Source organism: Streptococcus oralis (genome assembly GCF_023611505.1).
GTDB lineage: Bacteria > Bacillota > Bacilli > Lactobacillales > Streptococcaceae > Streptococcus > Streptococcus oralis_CT.
On sequence record NZ_CP097843.1, the window covers coordinates 1,337,701 to 1,355,983 of the forward strand.

Here is an 18,283-nt window from a genome sequence, read left to right on the forward strand (position 1 = left end):
TTGGAAAACAGCTTCCAACCTCGAGTATATTACAATTCTACTTTAGCAACTGCTGTTTTAGCTGCAAGAGAACCTGTTTGTTCTAATTTAACTGATTTGATAGCATCACCATTTGTAAAGACAACCACTGTTGATGTTTCACGACCGGCTGCACGGATAGCATCCAAGTCAGCTGTAACAAGAAGATCACCTGCTGCAACCTTTTGTCCTTCAGAAACGTGAACAGTAAATGGTTTTCCTTCAAGGCTTACAGTATCCAAACCAATATGAACAAGTACTTCAAGACCTGATTCAGTAACAAGTCCAAGTGCATGTTTTGTTGGGAAGATACTTGATACAGTACCTGTAACTGGAGATACAATGTTTCCATTTGCTGGTTCTACTGCAAAACCATCACCCATCATTTTTTGAGCAAAGACTGGATCTTTCACTTGTTCCAAGGCAATAACTTGACCGTCAGCTACTGAGTAAACTTCCTCAGTTACACCTTTAAAATGTACAGTATTTTTTTGAGTTTCTGTCATTTGACTTGGAAGAGTTTCAGGAATTACTTCACCTGAGTCAAGGATATCTTGGATATCAGATTTCAATACGTCAGCTTTTGGTCCGTAGATAGCTTGGACACCTTGTCCTTTCATGACAAGACCCATAGCGCCTTCTGCTTTCCATTGTTCCTCAGTACCAACACGATCTGCATCCTTAACAGTTACACGAAGACGAGTCATACATGCATCTACATCTACGATGTTTGCACGACCACCAAGAAGGTTAATGATATTTACAGCTTGAGAAGCTGCTGCAACTTTTGTTTCTCCTGGAGCTGCATCTTCTGATGCTCCTTCAGCAGTTTCATAGTTTCCGTTACGTCCTGGAGTGGCATAGTTGAATTTTTGAATCATGAAGTTGGCAATGAAGTACATGATGACTGCAAAGAGGACAGTTACCCAGATAAAGTTAATGACATCCATACCAAGACCAGCATTGATAGCTAGTGGAGTACGAGTCAAGAATTCGATTGAACCGAATGAGTGCACACGAAGGTGAACAATATCCGCCATAGCAAAGGCAGCACCTTGAACTACTGAATAAACAAGGTAAAGAGGTGTTGCGATGAACATAAACATATACTCGATAGGTTCAGTAACACCTGTCAAGAATGTTGCAAGGGCTGTCGCAATCATCATACCCTTGTATTGGTGTTTCTTATCAGCATCAACATTACGGTAGATAGCAACGATGACACCCATCAAGATACCAAATGAACCAATCATTTGTCCAACTTTGAAACGAGCTGGGTGAACAGTATCTAACAAGTGTTGGTATTGACTAGCATCAGTACCTTTAAGGTTTACAAGGTCTGTTACCCATGCAAGCCATAGTGGGTCTTGACCGAATACTTGAGTACCTTTAGCTGCACCAGTTAAAATGTCATAAGTACCACCAAGAGCTGTATAGTTCATTGGGATAGTCAACATGTGGTGAAGACCAAATGGCAAGAGCAAACGTTCCAAAGTACCATACAAGAATGGTGCAAGAACAGGTGCTGTTTCTTGTGAATTGGCAATCCAGATACCAAAGTTGTTGATACCTGTTTGAACAACTGGCCAGAAAGCTGCAAGTACAATTGCTGCAATAGCTGAACGAAGGATGACAACGAATGGTACGAAGCGTTTCCCATTGAAGAATGAAAGCGCATCAGGAAGTTTACGGTAGTTGTAGTATTTGTTAAAGGCAGTTGCCCCTACAAAACCAGAGATAATCCCTACAAAAACACCCATGTTCAATGCTGGTGCTTCAAGAACACTGATGAAGTAATCAGAAACTTTGATTGAGCCTCCAAAGAGAGTAGTGACCATAGCCTCAGGGTTTTTCAGCATATCACTTGTAACTCCAAAGATAGTACCAGTGATACGGTTGATTAAGATAAAGGCAAGTCCTGCTGCAAAAGCACCGCCTGCACGTTCTTTAGCCCAGCTACCACCGATAGCAAGAGCAAACAAAATATGAAGGTTACCGATAACTCCCCAACCGATTTGCTCAAGAATTCCACCTGTAATAACAAGTGGGGCAAGATTTGGGTCAATCAATGCAAGCGACTTACCGATTGAAATCATCAATCCAGCCGCTGGCATAACAGCGATAACCACCATCAATGCCTTACCGAATTTTTGCCAAAATTCGAAAGACAAGACATTTTTGAATGTATCTTTCATCATTCAAATCTCCTTTATATTTTTTAGGCAAACGTTTTACGAAAACGTTTGCACTTATTTATAATTCAATTATACCACTTTATTTTTTTTTGTAAAGGCTTTTATAAAAAAATTGTCTACTTTTTTTAATTTTTAGAAGGAAAAAGAGAAGTTTACGAAAACTTCTCTTTTAAAAATGTTTTGTTTTTCTGTTTTTATCTCAATTTGCATTTACATCCAATTAGATTTTCAAGAATCGACGCATCGAAATTCCTGAACCAATTGAACCAATGAAAATTCCGATTACAAATAGTAGAACTGTCATCAAAGGGACAAACACATCTGGCGTAATCATTGATAAGTTTTGACCTACCAAGGATTTATTGACCGATTGATAAACGATATTGTAAACAAAGAATACAAGAACTGAAGGAATCGCTGCGCCAAGCAAGCCGATAAAAGCACCTTCTAGCAAGAATGGGCCACGGATATAACCATTTCTCGCTCCAACAAGACGCATGATCTGAATCTCACGACTACGTGAAATAATGGTAATACGGATGGTATTGGAAATGAGGAAGACTGCAATAAAAATCAAGAGCCCTGCAATAACCAATCCCCAAACACGGATAAAGGAAGCTAGTTCAAAAAGCCGTTGAGTGTTGGCTCCACCATCTTGAACCTCTGATACTCCCTCAATTTTCTTCGCTTCTTCAGCTACTGTTTTAACATCACTTGGAGAATTTGTATCGACGATATAGGCATCATAGAGAGGATTTGCATCCCCTTCAAAGACCTTCCAATCGTCACCCATTGTTTCCGTCAGTTTCTCGTATTGTTCTTCTTTACTTGAGAAGGTAACACTTTTTACAGCAGGCATCGCCTTCAAAGCATCATAGACCTTGTGGTAGTCATTATTGGTAACTGTCTGACCTTCTTTTTCAATCGTTTCACTGTTATCTGCTACATCCTTACGAATGTAGACCATAACACGAACGTTGTTTTCAATATCGGTAGCCAGTTTTGCTGTATTAAAAATTACAGATGCAAACAAGGCAACGAGTGTTAAGGTAATCATAACCGAACTCACTGCTGCTACTGTCATCCAGCCATTTCGTTTTAAACTTTTTAATGATTCAAATAAATGGCGAAAAAATCTACTAATCATCGTATCCATATTCTCCTTTAGCTTCGTCACGAACGACACGGCCATTTTCAATGGCAATGACACGGTGGCGCAAGGTATTTACGATTTGGCTGTTGTGGGTCGCCATCAAAACAGTTGTACCTTGAAGATTGATGCGTTCCAACAGATTCATAATTTCCCACGAATTATCTGGGTCCAAGTTTCCTGTTGGTTCATCAGCAATCAATACTTTAGGATTGTTGACAATCGCACGGGCAATCGCAATCCGTTGCTGTTCTCCACCTGAGAGTTCATTCGGGAAAGAACGAACCTTGTGTTTTAAACCTACTAGATCCAATACTTCCATAACACGTTTTTTGATGTTACGGCGATTCTCTCCGATAACTTCCATTGCGTAGGCAATATTCTCATAAACCGTTTTCTTAGGCAAGAGTTTGTAATCTTGAAAGACAACCCCGACACTACGACGTAGAAGCGGGATATCTTTCTTCTTGATTTTAACTAGATTAAAGCCTGCAACTGATAGGCTTCCTTTTTCGATCTTTACTTCTCGGTATAAAGCTCGAATAAAGGTTGACTTACCTGCCCCAGAAGGTCCTACGATATAGGCAAACTCTCCTGGTTCAATGGTAACAGAGACACCACGCAGGGCAGTCGTTCCATTGTCATACTTTTTGACAACATCTCTCATTTCAATGATTGACATATGAGTTCCTTTCTTTCTTAGCTAATTCGCCACTTGAGGTAGGCATCGATGAAACCATCAAGGTCTCCATCCATAACCTTATCTACTTGGGAAACTTCAAAGCTTGTACGGTGATCTTTTACCATAGTATAAGGTGTGAAGACATAAGAACGAATCTGACTTCCCCATGTAATTTCTTTTTTCTCACCTTTGAGGGAATCAACTTCCGCAGCTTTCTTTTCTTGCTCCATCTGATAGAGTTTAGCCTGCAACATCTTCATGGCACGATCTCTATTTCCATACTGGGTACGATCGACCGTTGATTGGACGACAGTTCCTGTAGGAATGTGTGTCAAACGCACACCTGTTGAAACTTTATTTACGTTTTGTCCACCAGCACCACCTGAACGGAAGGTATCCATTTTGATATCATCTTCACGAATCTCCACTTCGATAGTATCATCCAGTTCAGGCATAACCTCTACGGATGTAAATGAAGTATGGCGACGTTTGGCAGAGTCAAATGGTGAAATACGAACCAAACGGTGAACACCCATTTCTGATTTAAGTAGGCCATAAGCATTCGGTCCTTCAAAAAACAAGGTCACAGACTTGATACCTGCTTCATCACCTGCCTGATAATCCAAAACTTCTACTTTAAAGCCTTTGGCATTTCCATAACGAGTGTACATGCGAAGCAACATATCACCCCAGTCCTGAGCCTCAGTACCACCAGATCCTGGATGAATTTCCAAGATGGCATTATTATGGTCATAAGGTTCTGACAAGAGAAGGGTCATCTCGTAGTTGGCCATCATCTTATCCAACTCGGTTAGCTGCTCGACCAGTTCATCATGGACTGACTCGTCTTCTGCTAAGAAGTCCAATAAAATCTCAACTTCATCCTGCAACTCTTCCATTTTACGGAAGGTATTGTAGGTATTTTTTAATTCATTTAATTCTTGCGACGTTTTTTGGGCCGCGATATTATCGTTCCAAAAATCAGGTTCTGTCATCTTGTTTTCCAAGATGGCAATCTCTTCCTCTAAGCCTTCGAGGTCAAAGAGACCCCCTGAAAGAAGCTAATTTTTCACGATTTGCGTCAATTTTTTGACGAATTTCTGAAATGTCCATAGATACTCCTTTTCATATCGTTTTATTATACCATAATCTCTCATTTCTTTCCATATTTTGCTTTTCACCACTTTTTGTGGCAGAAAAAAGAGGCCCTAAAGCCTCTGGTTTAAAGGACTTTGGCAGAGGTATGAGTGATCTCCTCCACTTGAATTCCTTCTTTTTCAAACTTATCCTTTAATGAAGTCAAATCGATTTTTCCATCAATTTGAACTTCAATGACGACCTTCCCATCCTTACGCGGAATATTAACTGTGTGCGAGATATTTAGATTTTCTTCTACGATTAGAGCTACAATTTTCCCCAGCACACCGACTTCATTTTCTGTGATAAATCGAACGCGAATCCCCTCTTCTCCGTATCCGGCAATTTCCAAGAAAGCTTGAAAAACATCGCGGTCTGTAATGACACCGTAGACTTGATGATTGTCTACGACTGGTAATATTCCAATCTTATTTTTCAGCATCAGATAGGTCGCATCTTCTAGACTAGCATAGCCAGAAACAGTCACGACATCTCGAATCATTACATCTTTTACTTTGGTTTTATTCAGAAGATAATTCATCTCATAGATAGAGAGACTGGTTGCTTTAGATGGGCTGGCTTCCGCAATGGTTCCTTCTGTTACCAATCCGACTAATTGATCGTTTTCAATAACAGGTAAACGGTGCAAACCTTGCTCGCGCATCAAATCTGCTGCGTGTGCTACAGTCGTATCTGGACTGATATAAACTACCTTACGGGTCATGAAATCTTTAACTGCCATGGGACTTCTCCTTCTATATTACTACTTTTATTATACACTTTCTTAGAAAATCTATCAAACGCTTTCATTTCTTTTTCAAGATTTTGAATAATCTGAGAAGTTTGCATAAAATGCCAGTGTAAGTTAAGAGGGAACCTTAGTCCCCTCTCTTCTTAAATCGTAATAGTGTCTCGATCTTTTATCATATAACGTTTTAACGGGCTAAGGCTAGCTAGCCAGTATAGTAGGCCACCAAATAGCGCCGTAAAACCACTACCCGTTGTGATTAAAAAAATTGGACTTTGAATTTGTGCAGTTACAGGGTTGTAAACAAATAGTACCGCTACCAATAAGGAGATAAATACGCAAGACAAGCCAACTAAGTTAAACCCTTTAGTAAACTCGTAGGCGTCATGCCCTTCAAGGAAATAGGCTGAACGCAAGTCGAGTTTTCGTTTTCTTAGGATAAAATAGTCGACAACAATCATACCAATAATTGGCCCCTGAATATAGGCAGCTAGGGAGATAAAGGATCCGAAATACTCTTCTACTCCTCCCCAGATAGTGAGTAGACTTACGTAAACCATGGCAATCCAAACCATTAGCTTATAACTTACTTTAGGCATCCCACTTTTGACAATCATACAGTTCACGTATGATCCTGTCCCTTGGGTTCCAATATTGGCAAAGGCTACTAGTAGTAGACTTAGGAGTGCAAAGGCTGGAGTGCTTAGAGTTGATAGCATGGTTGTTGGATCACTTTCATAAACACCTGTTTTGACAAACATGGCTAGAGCCATCACTCCACCAGTCGCAACGAAGAATGGAGCCACAACTCCGTATGATAAGGCTGTAGCCCAATAACCACTGCGTTCTGATTTTGCTAAACGTGGTAAAACCAATGCCTGTGTAGACCAAGAGAAAGCAAAGGCAACATTTCCTTCCCCAGAGAGCATAAAACGTTCTAATGGCGTCAAATCTCCTTGGGTGGCTGGTTGGATATTCATAATATCAGTTATGGGAACGGCAACAAAGCAGATTCCAACGATAATCAGACCGACAATCAACAAGGCAATGACCAAGAATCGATTGGTCCATTTAATCACTTCTGGACCTCCAAGAGCAATGAGAGTTCCAAGCAGAACACAGAGGGTACCAAGAATAGGCGCCCATACTCCCTTGTCCAAACCAAGACCAAAATTATTTGCCAAATGGATCATGGAACTGGCAAAAAGATTGGCCGCAACAGCATACCAGCCAAAGTTAGCCAAGCTAATAATGGTTGATAACAGGGCTACTCCTTTTTTCCCTAGGACAGCTCTTAACCAAATCCACAAATCAATTCCATACTTAACCGCAAACAAAATAGGAAGACATTCAATAAAGACCCAGATAATGTTAAAGCTAAAAATATTTATCAACATTTGATTAAAGGTCAAATATTGAGCTACATAAGCCCCTTGGGTATAACACCAAGTAGCAATGGCAAAACCACTTGTCGATAGAAAAAGATCCCAAAAAGAATACTGACGATCCTTATTGGTCATGGGAACAATTCCTGTTATGGTTTCTTGTTGGATATAGTCATTCATTTTAGACATATTATTGAATTCCTCCCGTCATTGCTAAGATAATCAAAACAAGGTTGATTAGGACTATGGAGATGATTAAAATGAAATCACTTTTTAGGAAGGGTTGAACAAACTCGTAGTTTGGTGACTCCATTTCTTCCAATCTTCTCTTTGTTTCAGCTGCTACTAATTCTTCAATTTCGGATGTCGTTTTCATCTTAGTTTTCCTCCAAATACAAGTCAAGGGCCAGTTGTCCATATTGTTTGGTATAGCGATACCAGATGTAGAGAAACTCACCAACTGGTTTTCCAACACTCTCCTGGAACAAAGCCCATAAGAACCAATAATATGAGGTCACTGCTACATAAGCCAAGTAGTGACGTTTGGTTTTCTTATCTGCTACTTCTTGTAGATAGATTTCAAGTACTTTTTCTGCGTCCTCTAAGGTATAATTGGAACACGCGATAAAGGTTCCCAAATCTCCTGCTGGCTCTCCCATTCCAGAATATTCCCAATCAATCAAGCTCATTTCACCTGCTTCATTCAACAAAAAATTAGGACTATAGGAATCGCCATGACAAAGGACAACCTGTTTCGGATCATTCTGTAAATAGTTTTTGAGAATTGAAACAGTTTCATCCAATTCCTCGAGACCATCAAACTCAAATCGATTTCTAGCCTTCAATTTTTCTCTAAAATCATCAATTCCCTCAAATTGGTCAAAGGAATGTCCCGTTTTTTCTCCAGATTGGTGCAACCGTCTCAAGAGGTCCATTGCTTTTGTCACATCATCCCAATTTTCATAGTCAAGTTGCTTAGCATTGGGAATAAATTCTGAAATTTTCCAGCCCTCATCCTTGTTCATAGCTACAAAGGTACGGTCAATCTTTAATTTTGCGGCAATTTCCATAGAAGCTGCTTCACTAGCTCGATCGATATAATTTTCAGTTCCCCTGCCCGGATGTCGGTAAACATATTTTTTCCCTAGACAGTCAAATGAAAACGAAGTGTTGGTCAAACCGTCTTTTAGGGGTTTAATATTGACAATATCTGAAGCCACACACTTTAATGTCTTGCAGATATTATCAATAATGGCCGAATCTGCATTTACCAAATAACGTTCATCAAATTGACGAAGTTCATCTAGTGAATCAAATTCTTTAACAATATCCGCTGAATAGTGACGAGCTTCTAAAAGGAGTTCCTTGACATGCCGACTATAATAATCCTCCCAAAGCTGTTCCCGATAAGGTTCGTGCTTAAACTCGGTTTCTAAAACTTCCTTGAATTTCTCGCTAAATGCACGGTCGAAATAAACGTGCCCCACCATGGCCCAAGTACTTTCTCCACCAATCTGGATATCAATGATCGTGTGATTCGAATCCTCTATAGCACAATATTCGTCCGTTTGACCTTCTGCAAATATGGTCGAGTAATAACCTCTATAAATATATTGCTCAAACGGATTTTCCACAAAATAATTATCCGATGAACAAATATAAGTGTTGGAAAGTTGATTTTTAACCAACATGAGAGATGAACAGTTATTGTATTTGTAGTAGTCATTATTCACTACAATTTTTACACCAAACTTCTCTGCAAGATAGAACATTTTTTCTTGAAGATACCCTACGATAACGATTATGTCTTCTATGCCTGCTTCTTGCAGTTGTCTGATTTCCCTCTCTATTAAGCGTTCCCCCTTAACTTGAAGCAATCCTTTAGGAATTTCATAAGACAAAGGAGCAAAACGGCTACTCATGCCAGCAGCCATTATAATAGCATTTTCTACTCGATAGGGTTCTAAAACTTTCTGGCCTAGTTCTGTTAAGTGAAGCTCCTCATCAATCCACTTCTCTTCTTTCAGTTTTTTCAACAATGTGTTAATTGTTCCTAAAGATAAATCTAGCTCTTCAGCTAACTGTCTCTGAGTAAATGTATTTTCTTTATGTGTCAACATAAAACGCAAAAGTTTAAATTGTTTTTCTGTTACCATTTCTCAGTCCTCCTGTTCAATTTCCACTTACCCATATTATAATATGAACAAAAAGGACTGTCAATTCAAATAGGGAAACAATGAGTAAAAATTAAGACCTTCTTCCCTTTCCTGAAAAACATATACATAAAAGAGCTCCTTATTCTGGAGCCCTGAAATATTTTATATTTTTGATAAGTAGTCGTATTAGGTTTCGCTTGGTTGCAATCCTTATCTGCCGACTAAAACAATCCACTGGATTGGATGATTACTTACGCAATCCTTATCTGCCGACTAAAAAGGTCCCCAGACCTTTTTAGCCACCTAGATATGCTTTTCTGACTTCTTCTGATGAGGCGAGTTCTTTTCCTGTTCCTGATAGGACAATCTTTCCTGTTTCAAGGACATAACCACGGTCAGAGATAGCGAGGGCCTTGTTAGCGTTCTGTTCAATTAGAAGAACTGTTGTTCCTTGCTTCTGAATATCTTGAATGATATCAAAAATTTCTTGTATAAAGATAGGGGCAAGTCCCATTGACGGCTCATCCAAGAGGAGGAGCTTAGGTGTAGACATGAGAGCGCGTCCCATAGCCAGCATCTGCTGTTCACCGCCTGAAAGAGTTGCCGCATCTTGGTTTTTGCGTTCTTCCAGACGAGGGAAACGTGAAAAGACTTTTTTCAAGTTGGCTTGATTTTCTTCACGATTTTTCTTTAAAAAGGCTCCCATTTCCAAGTTTTCCATAACAGTCAAACCTGGAAAAACATGGCGTCCCTCAGGAACTTGTGAAAGGCCACCTGCAACAATTTTTTGAGCTGGCAACTTTTGAATTTCTTTTCCTAAAAACTGAATTTTACCAGCACTTGGACGAACTAAACCTGAAAGGGTACGAAGAATGGTTGTTTTACCAGCACCATTGGCACCAATCAAGGAAACAACTTCACCTTCATTAACCTCGAAACTTACATCACGAACTGCTTGGATCATACCGTAATGCACAGAGAGTTTTTCAACTTTTAACATAGACATTAGGCTTCACCTCCTAGATAAGCTTCGATAACACGTTTATTCGTCTTAATTTCGTCAGGGGTTCCCTGAGCAATCAAACGACCATATTCAAGAACATAGATACGCTCAGTGACTTCCATAACCAAATTCATGTCGTGTTCGATGAGCATGATGGTAATTTTAAATTCATCTTTGATACGACGGATCAATTCTGTCAATTCAGCTGTTTCTTGAGGATTCATCCCAGCTGCAGGTTCATCCAAAAAGAGGATCTTAGGTTCAGTTGCCAGAGCACGAACGATTTCTAATCGGCGTTGTTGACCATAGGCCAGATTCTTAGCAAGAGTATCTGCGTCACTATCCAAATCAAAAATCTTCAGCAAGTCCAAAGCTTTGCTTTTTAATTCTTCCTCATTCTTATAAAAAGCTGGTAGACGTAGAAAGCTCGCAAGGACATGTTGTTTATGATGATTACTAAATGCAATCAAAACATTTTCCAAAACTGTCAAGTCCTTGAACAAACGAATATTTTGGAAAGTACGGCTGAGTCCAAGTGAAGCAATCTTATAGGGAGTTTTCCCATTGAGGAGGTGACCATCTAATGTCACAGTACCTTCGCTTGGTTCATAAACACCAGTCAAGAGATTGAAAAGGGTTGTTTTACCAGCGCCGTTTGGTCCGATCAAACCAACCAATTCTCCCTCGTTCAATTCAAGAGTGACATCTCCAACAGCTGTTAGACCGCCAAAATGTTTGGTTAACTGTTTAACTTCAAGTAATGCCATTAGTTTTGTCCCTCCTTCTTAGATTTTTTAAAGAAACGTGATAGACTCAATTCCCATGTTCCAAGGAGTCCGCCTGGTCTGAAAATCATGACCAATACAAGAGCCAAAGCGTAGATGATCATACGTACGCTAGCTACATCTTGAAGGAGCATATTCAAAATTCCTAAAACAATCGCTGAAACGATGGTACCAGTAATAGATCCAAGTCCACCAAATACAACGATAATCAACACGTTGATGGAATTAATAAAGGTGTAATCTTTTGGCACAACAGATCCGATAAAACCAGCCTGAAGTGAACCAGCAATACTTGCTGTAATGGCACCAAAGACAAAAGCGATAATCTTGATCTTTGTAGTGTTTACCCCAACAGACTCTGCAGCAATCTCATCCTCACGAACAGATAGAGTAGAGCGTCCAATTGGACTACGTAAGAAGTTGAGGGTTGCAATAGTTGTAATCACTACAAAAAGATAAACCATTTGCCAGTTGGTAAAGTTTGGAATACCCAAGATACCAGCAGCACCGTTGGTCAAACTACCACCATTAATGATAAAGATACGAATGATTTCTGAAACACCTAGTGTCGCAACAGCCAGGTAGTCACCCTTTAAACGAAGCGTTGGAATCCCAACGAGCAAAGCGACTGCACCAGAAATCAAAGCGCCCAAGACCATCGCTCCAAAGAAGGCACCATAGGTTGGTGATTTTGAACCAATAATCGCTGCTGCATAAGCCCCAATCGCCATAAAACCTGCATGACCAAGTGAGAATTGTCCTGAAAAACCAACGATTAAGTTCAAGCCTACTGCAAGGATGATATTAATCCCAATTTGTTCTAAAATTTGGACATGGAATAGATTGAGAATACCAGCAGAAACCAGTACGCTAATTAATCCATAACCCGCTAACAGAAGGAATAACCAGAGAATATTTACTTTAAGATTTGTCTTCATTGTTTACACCTTCTCTTTCACATTCTTACCAAGGATACCCGCAGGTCGAACAATCAGAATCAGAAGCAAGATTCCATAAACGATGGCATCACGGAAATCAGACATACCAAAGGCAGTTGCAAAAGTTTCCAACAAGCCAATCACAAATCCCCCTAGAGCTGCACCAGGAATAATCCCGATACCACCGAGTACGGCCGCAACGAATGATTTCAGACCTGGAGTCACACCCATCAAAGGTTCAAGAGAGTTGTAGTAAAGGGCAATGAGGACACCTGCTGCACCAGCAAGGGCTGAACCCAAAGCAAAGGTAAAGCTGATTGTACGATTTACATTAATTCCCATCAATTGAGCAGCATCACTATCAACTGATACCGCACGCATGGCTTTCCCCATTTTTGTTTTTTGGACTATCAATTGCAATAAAACCATCAAGAGTACAGAAACTGCTAAAATCATCAATTGAACATTTGTCAAGCTAATTGGCCCGAAATCAAAACGGACGGTTTCAATTGCTTGAGGGAAGGCACGAGTATTGGCGCCCACGAGATAAACCATTCCGTATTCCAGTAGGAAAGACACCCCGATGGCAGTAATCAATACAGCAATGCGTGTAGAGTGTCGCAAAGGACGGTAGGCAAGAAATTCAATCACAACACCAAGTAGTGCGGTTCCTGCCATTGAAATAATCAAAGCTAAAAAGAAATCCATTTGGAAGGAATTAATCAAAAAGTAACCAATAAAGGCACCTATCATATAAATATCACCGTGGGCGAAGTTGATGAGTTTGATAATTCCATAAACCATGGTATAACCCAAGGCCAAAAGTGCATAAACACTACCCAGAATTAAACCATTCACAAGTTGTTGGAGCATAGCATTCACTCTTTTCTATCGTTATTTTTTAGAAAATTTTCATCATTTTCACAAGTTCATAAACACCGAAACAGGGAGTGAGTCAAAGGCTCATTCCCTATTTCAACTACTATTCTAATGTTATGGTTTTACAACTTCTGCTGCTTCTACTTTACCATTGTTCATAGTCATCATGTAAGCAGTTTTCACTGTATTGTGGTCAGCATCAAAGCTTGTTTGACCAGTTACACCATCAAAATCTTTGGTTTTAGCAAGGTTGTCCTTGATTTCACCTGAGTTTTTAGCACCTTTTGCAGCATTTGCTACTAGGTAAACTGAGTCATAGGCCAAGGCTGAGAAGGTTGAAGGCTCTTCATTGTATTTAGCACGGTATGCTTCAAGGAAGGCTTTAGCTTTTTCAGAAACATCAACTGTAGTTGAGAATCCTGAGATGAAGTAAATGTTTGATGCTTTTTCAGCTGTTGCTTGTTGAACAAATTCTTCACCGTTAAATCCATCACCACCAACGATTGGTTTATCAATTCCCATACCACGGGCTTGATTTACGATTTTACCTGCTTCTGTGTAGTAGCCTGGGACAACGATAGCGTCAAACTCTTTCCCTTTCATTTTAGTAAGGGCTGCTTGGAAGTCTGTATCACCTGCCACAAAAGTTTCGTCTGCAACAATTTCACCTTTGTATGCTTCGCGGAAAGATTTAGCAATACCTTTAGCATAGTCACTTGCATTGTCAGTATATAGAACAACCTTCTTAGCATTCAATTTGTTTGTTACATAGTTAGAAATAATCTTCCCTTGGAAGCTATCTTGGAAAGTTCCGATAAATAGATATTCTTGACCTTTGGTCAATCCATCTTGAGTCGCACTTGGTGAAATCAATGGAACCCCTGCTTGAGTAGCGTTGGCTACAGCTGCAGCAGTTGCACCAGATGTCGCAGGTCCTACGATAGCTGTAACTTTTGATTGGGTCACTAGGTTAGTTGTAACAGAGGCAGCCTCAGCAGTTTCAGATTTGTTATCTTTATCCACAACTTCGATTTGTTTTCCATCGATACCACCTGCAGCATTGATTTCATCAACAGCAAGTTGAGCACCTTTTTGTTCAGAAGTACCATAGGCAGCTACAGCACCTGTTTCTTCAAAGTTAAAACCGATTTTGATAGTCTTTTCGTCTACTGGGTTACCAGTTGTATTTGACGCTCCTGACTTGACCTCTCCACAGGCAGCGAGAAGAGCTACGCTAGCAAGAGCCACAAAAGATAGGGCAAATTTTTTCTTCATTTTTAATCTCCTTATAGTTGTTTCAAAAATAGTATGTTAAGAATATACCGAATTATCAGAAAATTGTCAACCTTTTTATTCACTTTTTTAAATGATAACGTTTTCTTCATTTCGATAGAGATTCCCAACAAAAGGAGTTTCTAACTCTTGAATGTGACACCGTCTAATTTTCTTGATGTATCTTTCCTTACCTAATCTCTCAACTAAGTCATCTAGCTCCTCAGTTGGAACATAGAGCTGCAAGTAACGATGTTTTTTGGAATGGTAACAGATATCACCGTATTCCTGAAGTTTTTTTGCATCCCGATTATAGTAAAGATAGATGATTAATCCCGATCGATTGACCTTTTCAAACATGATGAACCCTCTTTCTAAGAAATCTGCTCCTATTATATCAAAAAAAGCAAACCCCGTCGAGTTTGCTTTTTAGGTTGGTTAGCTCAAAGAGTTGTTGGCCATGATTTCATCAATAAAACCATACTCAAGTGTTTCTTGGGCACTCATCCAGTAATCACGTTCTGCGTCTACATGAATTTGCTCAACTGTTTTACCAGAGTTATCTGCAAGAATCTGCTCCAAAGTCTTACGAGTTTTAAGTAAGTGCTCTGCAGCGATTGCCATATCTGTCTGTTGGGTACCACCACCTGTACCACCCATTGGTTGGTGAATCATGTACTCTGCATTTGGAAGCATGAAACGTTTGCCTTTTGCGCCACTTGATGCAATGACAGTTCCCATGGATGCAGCCATCCCCATAACGATTGTTTGGACATCTGCCTTGATAAAGTTCATGGTATCAACGATTGCCAAACCAGCTGATACAGAACCACCCGGAGTATTTACATAAAGGTAAATATCTTTTGTACTATCTTGAGCATCCAAGAAGAGCAATTGAGCAATAACGGAGTTGGCCATGTTGTCTTCAACTGGTCCAGTCAACATGATGATACGATCTTTTAGTAGACGTGAGTAAATATCATATGAACGTTCTCCACGACTTGTTTGTTCAATAACTACAGGAATCATTCATTTCTCCTTTTAAGGTTAAATTTTCTTAGTCATACGACTCGATACAGAACTATTATATCTTTTTGGTCAAAAAAGGTCAAATTTTTGCTCTATTCTCTAAACAGAAACAAAAACTCAACCTCCTTTCAAGTCAAAAACGAACTTCTAGTTTCAATATTTACTTTGGAATTTTATTTAGTACCAAACAAGCGGTCTCCAGCATCTCCAAGACCTGGAACGATATAACCGTGTTCGTTCAAGCGTTCATCCAAAGCTGCAGTAAAAATTTCTACATCAGGGTGAGCTTCTTGGAGGGCTTTCACTCCTTCTGGAGCAGATACTAGGCAGACAAACTTGATATTTGAAGCGCCACGTTTTTTAAGCGAATCTACAGCCAAGATTGCTGAGCCACCTGTTGCAAGCATTGGGTCAACGACAAAGATTTGACGTTGGTCAATATCTTCAGGCAATTTCACTAAGTATTCAACTGGTTGAAGGGTTTCTTCATCACGGTACATACCGATGTGTCCAACTTTTGCTGCTGGAACCAGATTCAAGAGACCATCTACCATCCCGATACCTGCACGCAAAATTGGGACAATCGCCAATTTTTTACCAGCCAATTGTTTTTGAACGGTCTTTGTGATAGGTGTTTCGATTTCCACGTCTTCAAGTGGAAGATCACGAAGTACTTCATATCCCATCAACATTGCAATCTCGTCTACTAGTTCACGAAAAGCCTTTGTGGAAGTATCTGTACGACGCAAGATTGACAATTTGTGTTGAATCAGTGGATGATTAATGACTTCAATTTTTCCCATTTTCTGAATTCCTTCTTTCAATTTATTCTTCTTATTATATCAAAAAACGGTTTAAAAAGCTTTCTAAACCATTTATTTTTATTAATTTTTAAATCAAATCTGCCTCTTGGAGAGCTGTCTGAACAGTCTCTAATGGCAAATGGGTTAACTCGGTGCCTTTTTCATGATAAAGGTACTGGGCATAGTCATCCATTCGGTACTGGTTGATATAAACCACGCGCTTGCAACCGACTTGTAAGAGTTGTTTTGTACAGTTGAGACAAGGGAAGTGGGTCACATAAGCTGTAAATCCCCTTGGAACCCCTCGTTCGGCTCCTTGTAAAATGGCATTGACCTCGGCGTGAAGGGTTCGGACACAGTGACCTTCAATGACCAGACATTCGTGGTCAATACAGTGCTCAGTTCCTGATACGGAACCATTGTAGCCAGTTGAAATGACCTTATTATCCTTGACTAGGACAGCTCCCACCTTGGCACGTTTACAGGTCGAACGATTGGCAATCAGTAAAGCCTGGGCTGCAAAGTACTCATCCCAAGCCAGTCTTTTTTCTGTCATAAGTCTTCTCCTTATCCTCTATTTTTGAAAAATGGCAAGCGTAAATCGGCAATCTTTTCAGCTGGAACCTTCATGCCATCCTTGATCCATTTGAGCAAAACCGATACGATGGCAGAACTCCAAAATGAATGAAGGTAGCTGCTAACGCCTTTTGACTTTCCGTGGTATTTTTCTAGAAATTCCTGCATGGCTTGGACAAAAATCTTTTCCAAGTGGTAGTCCAGAGCAAGTTGGATAACCTTGGCTTCTTTCTTGGCTGCCCGGAAAAGATGAACCCAGACTAGATAGAGGTCCGTTTTGACATCGTAGTGGCTCAGCTGTTCCATGATATTGTGGACACTGCGTTTAAAGACGCTTTCCAAAATCTCTTCTTTGGAGTCATAGTTACGATAGAAGGCGGCACGAGAGACACCCGCTCGCTTGACCAGCTCCGAAATGCTGATCTTGGCCAAATCTTTTTTTTCTAGAAGTTGCAAAAGAGCCGTCTCGATTGCTTCTCTGGTTAAAAAATTGGATTCTTGATTTGATTTTCTGAGATTTTCAAGAGATTTTTCAGACATTCTACGTTCAGACATAACAATTTCTTTCTACTTGTGACAACAGAGAGGTGGTACTTTTGTTTCAAGGGCTTTCATGATATAATTGTAAAAAAAGACAGAACCTTTGTCAATGTATAAGTGACAAAGATGGAGAATTTCTATGACTTGGAAGATTGTAGCTGACTCGGGTTGTGATTATCGTCAACTGGCAACTCCTGCTATTGATACTGAATTTGTTAGTGTTCCTTTAACCATTCAAGTAGCTGATCAGGTCTTTATCGATGATGCCAATCTTGACATTGACCACATGATGCAAACCATGTATGCAACTTCTGAGGCTTCAAAATCAGCTTGTCCTAGCCCTGATGACTACTTGCGTGCATTTGAAGGTGCTAAGCATATCTTTGTCGTTACTATCACTGGTACTCTTTCAGGTAGCCATAATAGTGCACAGCTCGCTAAGAATATCTACCTTGAAGAACACCCTGACACTCAGATTCATGTGATTGATAGTTTATCTGCTGGTGGGGAAGTTGACCTAATTGTAGAAAAAATCAATGACTTGATTGATCAAGGACTTTCTTTTGAGGAAATTGTTGAAGCTATTACAGCTTACCAAGAAAAAACCAAGTTGCTCTTTGTCCTTGCTAAGGTCGATAACTTGGTAAAAAATGGCCGTTTGAGTAAGCTGATCGGTACAGTCGTTGGCCTTCTCAACATTCGTATGGTCGGGGAAGCAAGTGAAACTGGAACCTTAGAACTGCTCCAGAAAGCGCGTGGACCAAAAAAATCCCTTCAAGCAGCCTATGAAGAGCTCATCAAGGCTGGCTATGCTGGTGGTCGAATTGTCATGGCTCATCGCAGCAATGAAAAATTCTGTCAGCAATTGTCGGAACGCTTGCTGGAAACCTTCCCTCAAGCCAATATCAAAATCATTCCAACATCTGGTCTCTGCAGTTTCTATGCAGAAGATGGCGGTTTGTTGATGGGATATGAAATCAACTAAGA

Annotated in this window: 19 protein-coding genes; 1 reads left to right on the top strand and 18 read right to left on the bottom strand. The window is 40.0% G+C overall.

Annotated elements, in window-relative coordinates:
- Positions 1 to 29: 29 nt before the first annotated feature.
- The 18 genes from M9H69_RS06905 to M9H69_RS06990 all read right to left on the bottom strand — a co-directional run bounded on the left by M9H69_RS06905 (position 30) and on the right by M9H69_RS06990 (position 17,311).
- Positions 30 to 2,216, bottom strand: a complete 2,187-nt coding sequence (locus M9H69_RS06905) for a PTS transporter subunit IIBC (RefSeq protein WP_250315194.1) — start codon at positions 2,214 to 2,216, stop codon at positions 30 to 32.
- 217 nt (positions 2,217 to 2,433) lie between these two features.
- Complete coding sequence (gene ftsX / locus M9H69_RS06910) at positions 2,434 to 3,360, bottom strand: permease-like cell division protein FtsX (RefSeq protein WP_000625557.1); 927 nt, start codon at positions 3,358 to 3,360, stop codon at positions 2,434 to 2,436.
- Positions 3,353 to 4,045 (bottom strand): cell division ATP-binding protein FtsE, encoded by a 693-nt coding sequence (gene ftsE, locus M9H69_RS06915; protein WP_000022271.1) that lies wholly within the window; start codon positions 4,043 to 4,045, stop codon positions 3,353 to 3,355. Before ftsE ends, ftsX begins: the two co-directional genes overlap by 8 nt.
- A 17-nt stretch (positions 4,046 to 4,062) precedes the next feature.
- Positions 4,063 to 5,158, bottom strand: a protein-coding gene (prfB, locus tag M9H69_RS06920; protein WP_141553778.1) for a peptide chain release factor 2 whose coding sequence is annotated in 2 segments (ribosomal slippage) — positions 4,063 to 5,085 and positions 5,087 to 5,158 — 1,095 coding nt in all. Because the reading frame shifts where the segments join, the coding sequence is not laid out codon by codon here.
- Between the two features lie 109 nt (positions 5,159 to 5,267).
- Positions 5,268 to 5,924 carry a CBS domain-containing protein gene (locus tag M9H69_RS06925; protein WP_000268646.1) on the bottom strand — a complete coding sequence of 219 codons (657 nt, stop codon included), beginning with the start codon at positions 5,922 to 5,924 and terminating at the stop codon, positions 5,268 to 5,270.
- A 152-nt stretch (positions 5,925 to 6,076) separates the two neighbouring features.
- Positions 6,077 to 7,504 carry a cytosine permease gene (locus M9H69_RS06930; protein ID WP_250315195.1) on the bottom strand — a complete coding sequence of 476 codons (1,428 nt, stop codon included), beginning with the start codon at positions 7,502 to 7,504 and terminating at the stop codon, positions 6,077 to 6,079.
- A 1-nt stretch (position 7,505) separates the two neighbouring features.
- Positions 7,506 to 7,691, bottom strand: a complete 186-nt coding sequence (locus M9H69_RS06935) for a hypothetical protein (RefSeq protein WP_000859101.1) — start codon at positions 7,689 to 7,691, stop codon at positions 7,506 to 7,508.
- A 1-nt stretch (position 7,692) separates the two neighbouring features.
- Positions 7,693 to 9,471: a phosphotransferase gene (locus M9H69_RS06940; RefSeq protein WP_250315196.1), complete on the bottom strand. Its 1,779-nt coding sequence runs from the start codon at positions 9,469 to 9,471 to the stop codon at positions 7,693 to 7,695.
- Positions 9,472 to 9,766: 295 nt separating this feature from the next.
- Positions 9,767 to 10,477 carry an ABC transporter ATP-binding protein gene (locus tag M9H69_RS06945; RefSeq protein WP_250315197.1) on the bottom strand — a complete coding sequence of 237 codons (711 nt, stop codon included), beginning with the start codon at positions 10,475 to 10,477 and terminating at the stop codon, positions 9,767 to 9,769.
- A complete protein-coding gene (locus M9H69_RS06950; protein ID WP_001186017.1) occupies positions 10,477 to 11,241 on the bottom strand; it encodes an ABC transporter ATP-binding protein in 765 nt (254 codons plus the stop codon). Before M9H69_RS06950 ends, M9H69_RS06945 begins: the two co-directional genes overlap by 1 nt.
- On the bottom strand, positions 11,241 to 12,197 hold the full coding sequence (locus tag M9H69_RS06955; RefSeq protein ID WP_250315198.1) for a branched-chain amino acid ABC transporter permease: 957 nt from the start codon (positions 12,195 to 12,197) through the stop codon (positions 11,241 to 11,243). The genes M9H69_RS06950 and M9H69_RS06955 overlap by 1 nt, the downstream gene beginning before the upstream one ends.
- 3 nt (positions 12,198 to 12,200) lie before the next feature.
- Entirely contained in the window at positions 12,201 to 13,070 is an 870-nt protein-coding gene (locus tag M9H69_RS06960) for a branched-chain amino acid ABC transporter permease (protein ID WP_000941407.1), read from the bottom strand.
- 120 nt (positions 13,071 to 13,190) lie between these two features.
- Complete coding sequence (locus tag M9H69_RS06965) at positions 13,191 to 14,351, bottom strand: ABC transporter substrate-binding protein (protein ID WP_250315199.1); 1,161 nt, start codon at positions 14,349 to 14,351, stop codon at positions 13,191 to 13,193.
- An 87-nt stretch (positions 14,352 to 14,438) separates the two neighbouring features.
- The gene (locus M9H69_RS06970; RefSeq protein ID WP_061597844.1) at positions 14,439 to 14,708 is read right to left on the bottom strand and encodes a YlbG family protein; all 270 of its coding nucleotides are present in this window, start codon (positions 14,706 to 14,708) and stop codon (positions 14,439 to 14,441) included.
- A gap of 78 nt (positions 14,709 to 14,786) precedes the next feature.
- Positions 14,787 to 15,377 carry an ATP-dependent Clp protease proteolytic subunit ClpP gene (gene clpP, locus M9H69_RS06975; RefSeq protein ID WP_000613469.1) on the bottom strand — a complete coding sequence of 197 codons (591 nt, stop codon included), beginning with the start codon at positions 15,375 to 15,377 and terminating at the stop codon, positions 14,787 to 14,789.
- A gap of 173 nt (positions 15,378 to 15,550) precedes the next feature.
- Positions 15,551 to 16,180 (bottom strand): uracil phosphoribosyltransferase, encoded by a 630-nt coding sequence (upp, locus tag M9H69_RS06980; protein ID WP_000515972.1) that lies wholly within the window; start codon positions 16,178 to 16,180, stop codon positions 15,551 to 15,553.
- 88 nt (positions 16,181 to 16,268) lie between these two features.
- Positions 16,269 to 16,736: a deoxycytidylate deaminase gene (locus tag M9H69_RS06985; RefSeq protein WP_000136990.1), complete on the bottom strand. Its 468-nt coding sequence runs from the start codon at positions 16,734 to 16,736 to the stop codon at positions 16,269 to 16,271.
- 11 nt (positions 16,737 to 16,747) lie between these two features.
- Entirely contained in the window at positions 16,748 to 17,311 is a 564-nt protein-coding gene (locus tag M9H69_RS06990; RefSeq protein WP_250315200.1) for a TetR/AcrR family transcriptional regulator, read from the bottom strand.
- Between the two features lie 124 nt (positions 17,312 to 17,435).
- On the opposite strand from M9H69_RS06990, the gene M9H69_RS06995 reads away from it, so the two are divergent.
- Positions 17,436 to 18,281: a DegV family protein gene (locus M9H69_RS06995; RefSeq protein WP_061597848.1), complete on the top strand. Its 846-nt coding sequence runs from the start codon at positions 17,436 to 17,438 to the stop codon at positions 18,279 to 18,281.
- Positions 18,282 to 18,283: the final 2 nt, after the last annotated feature.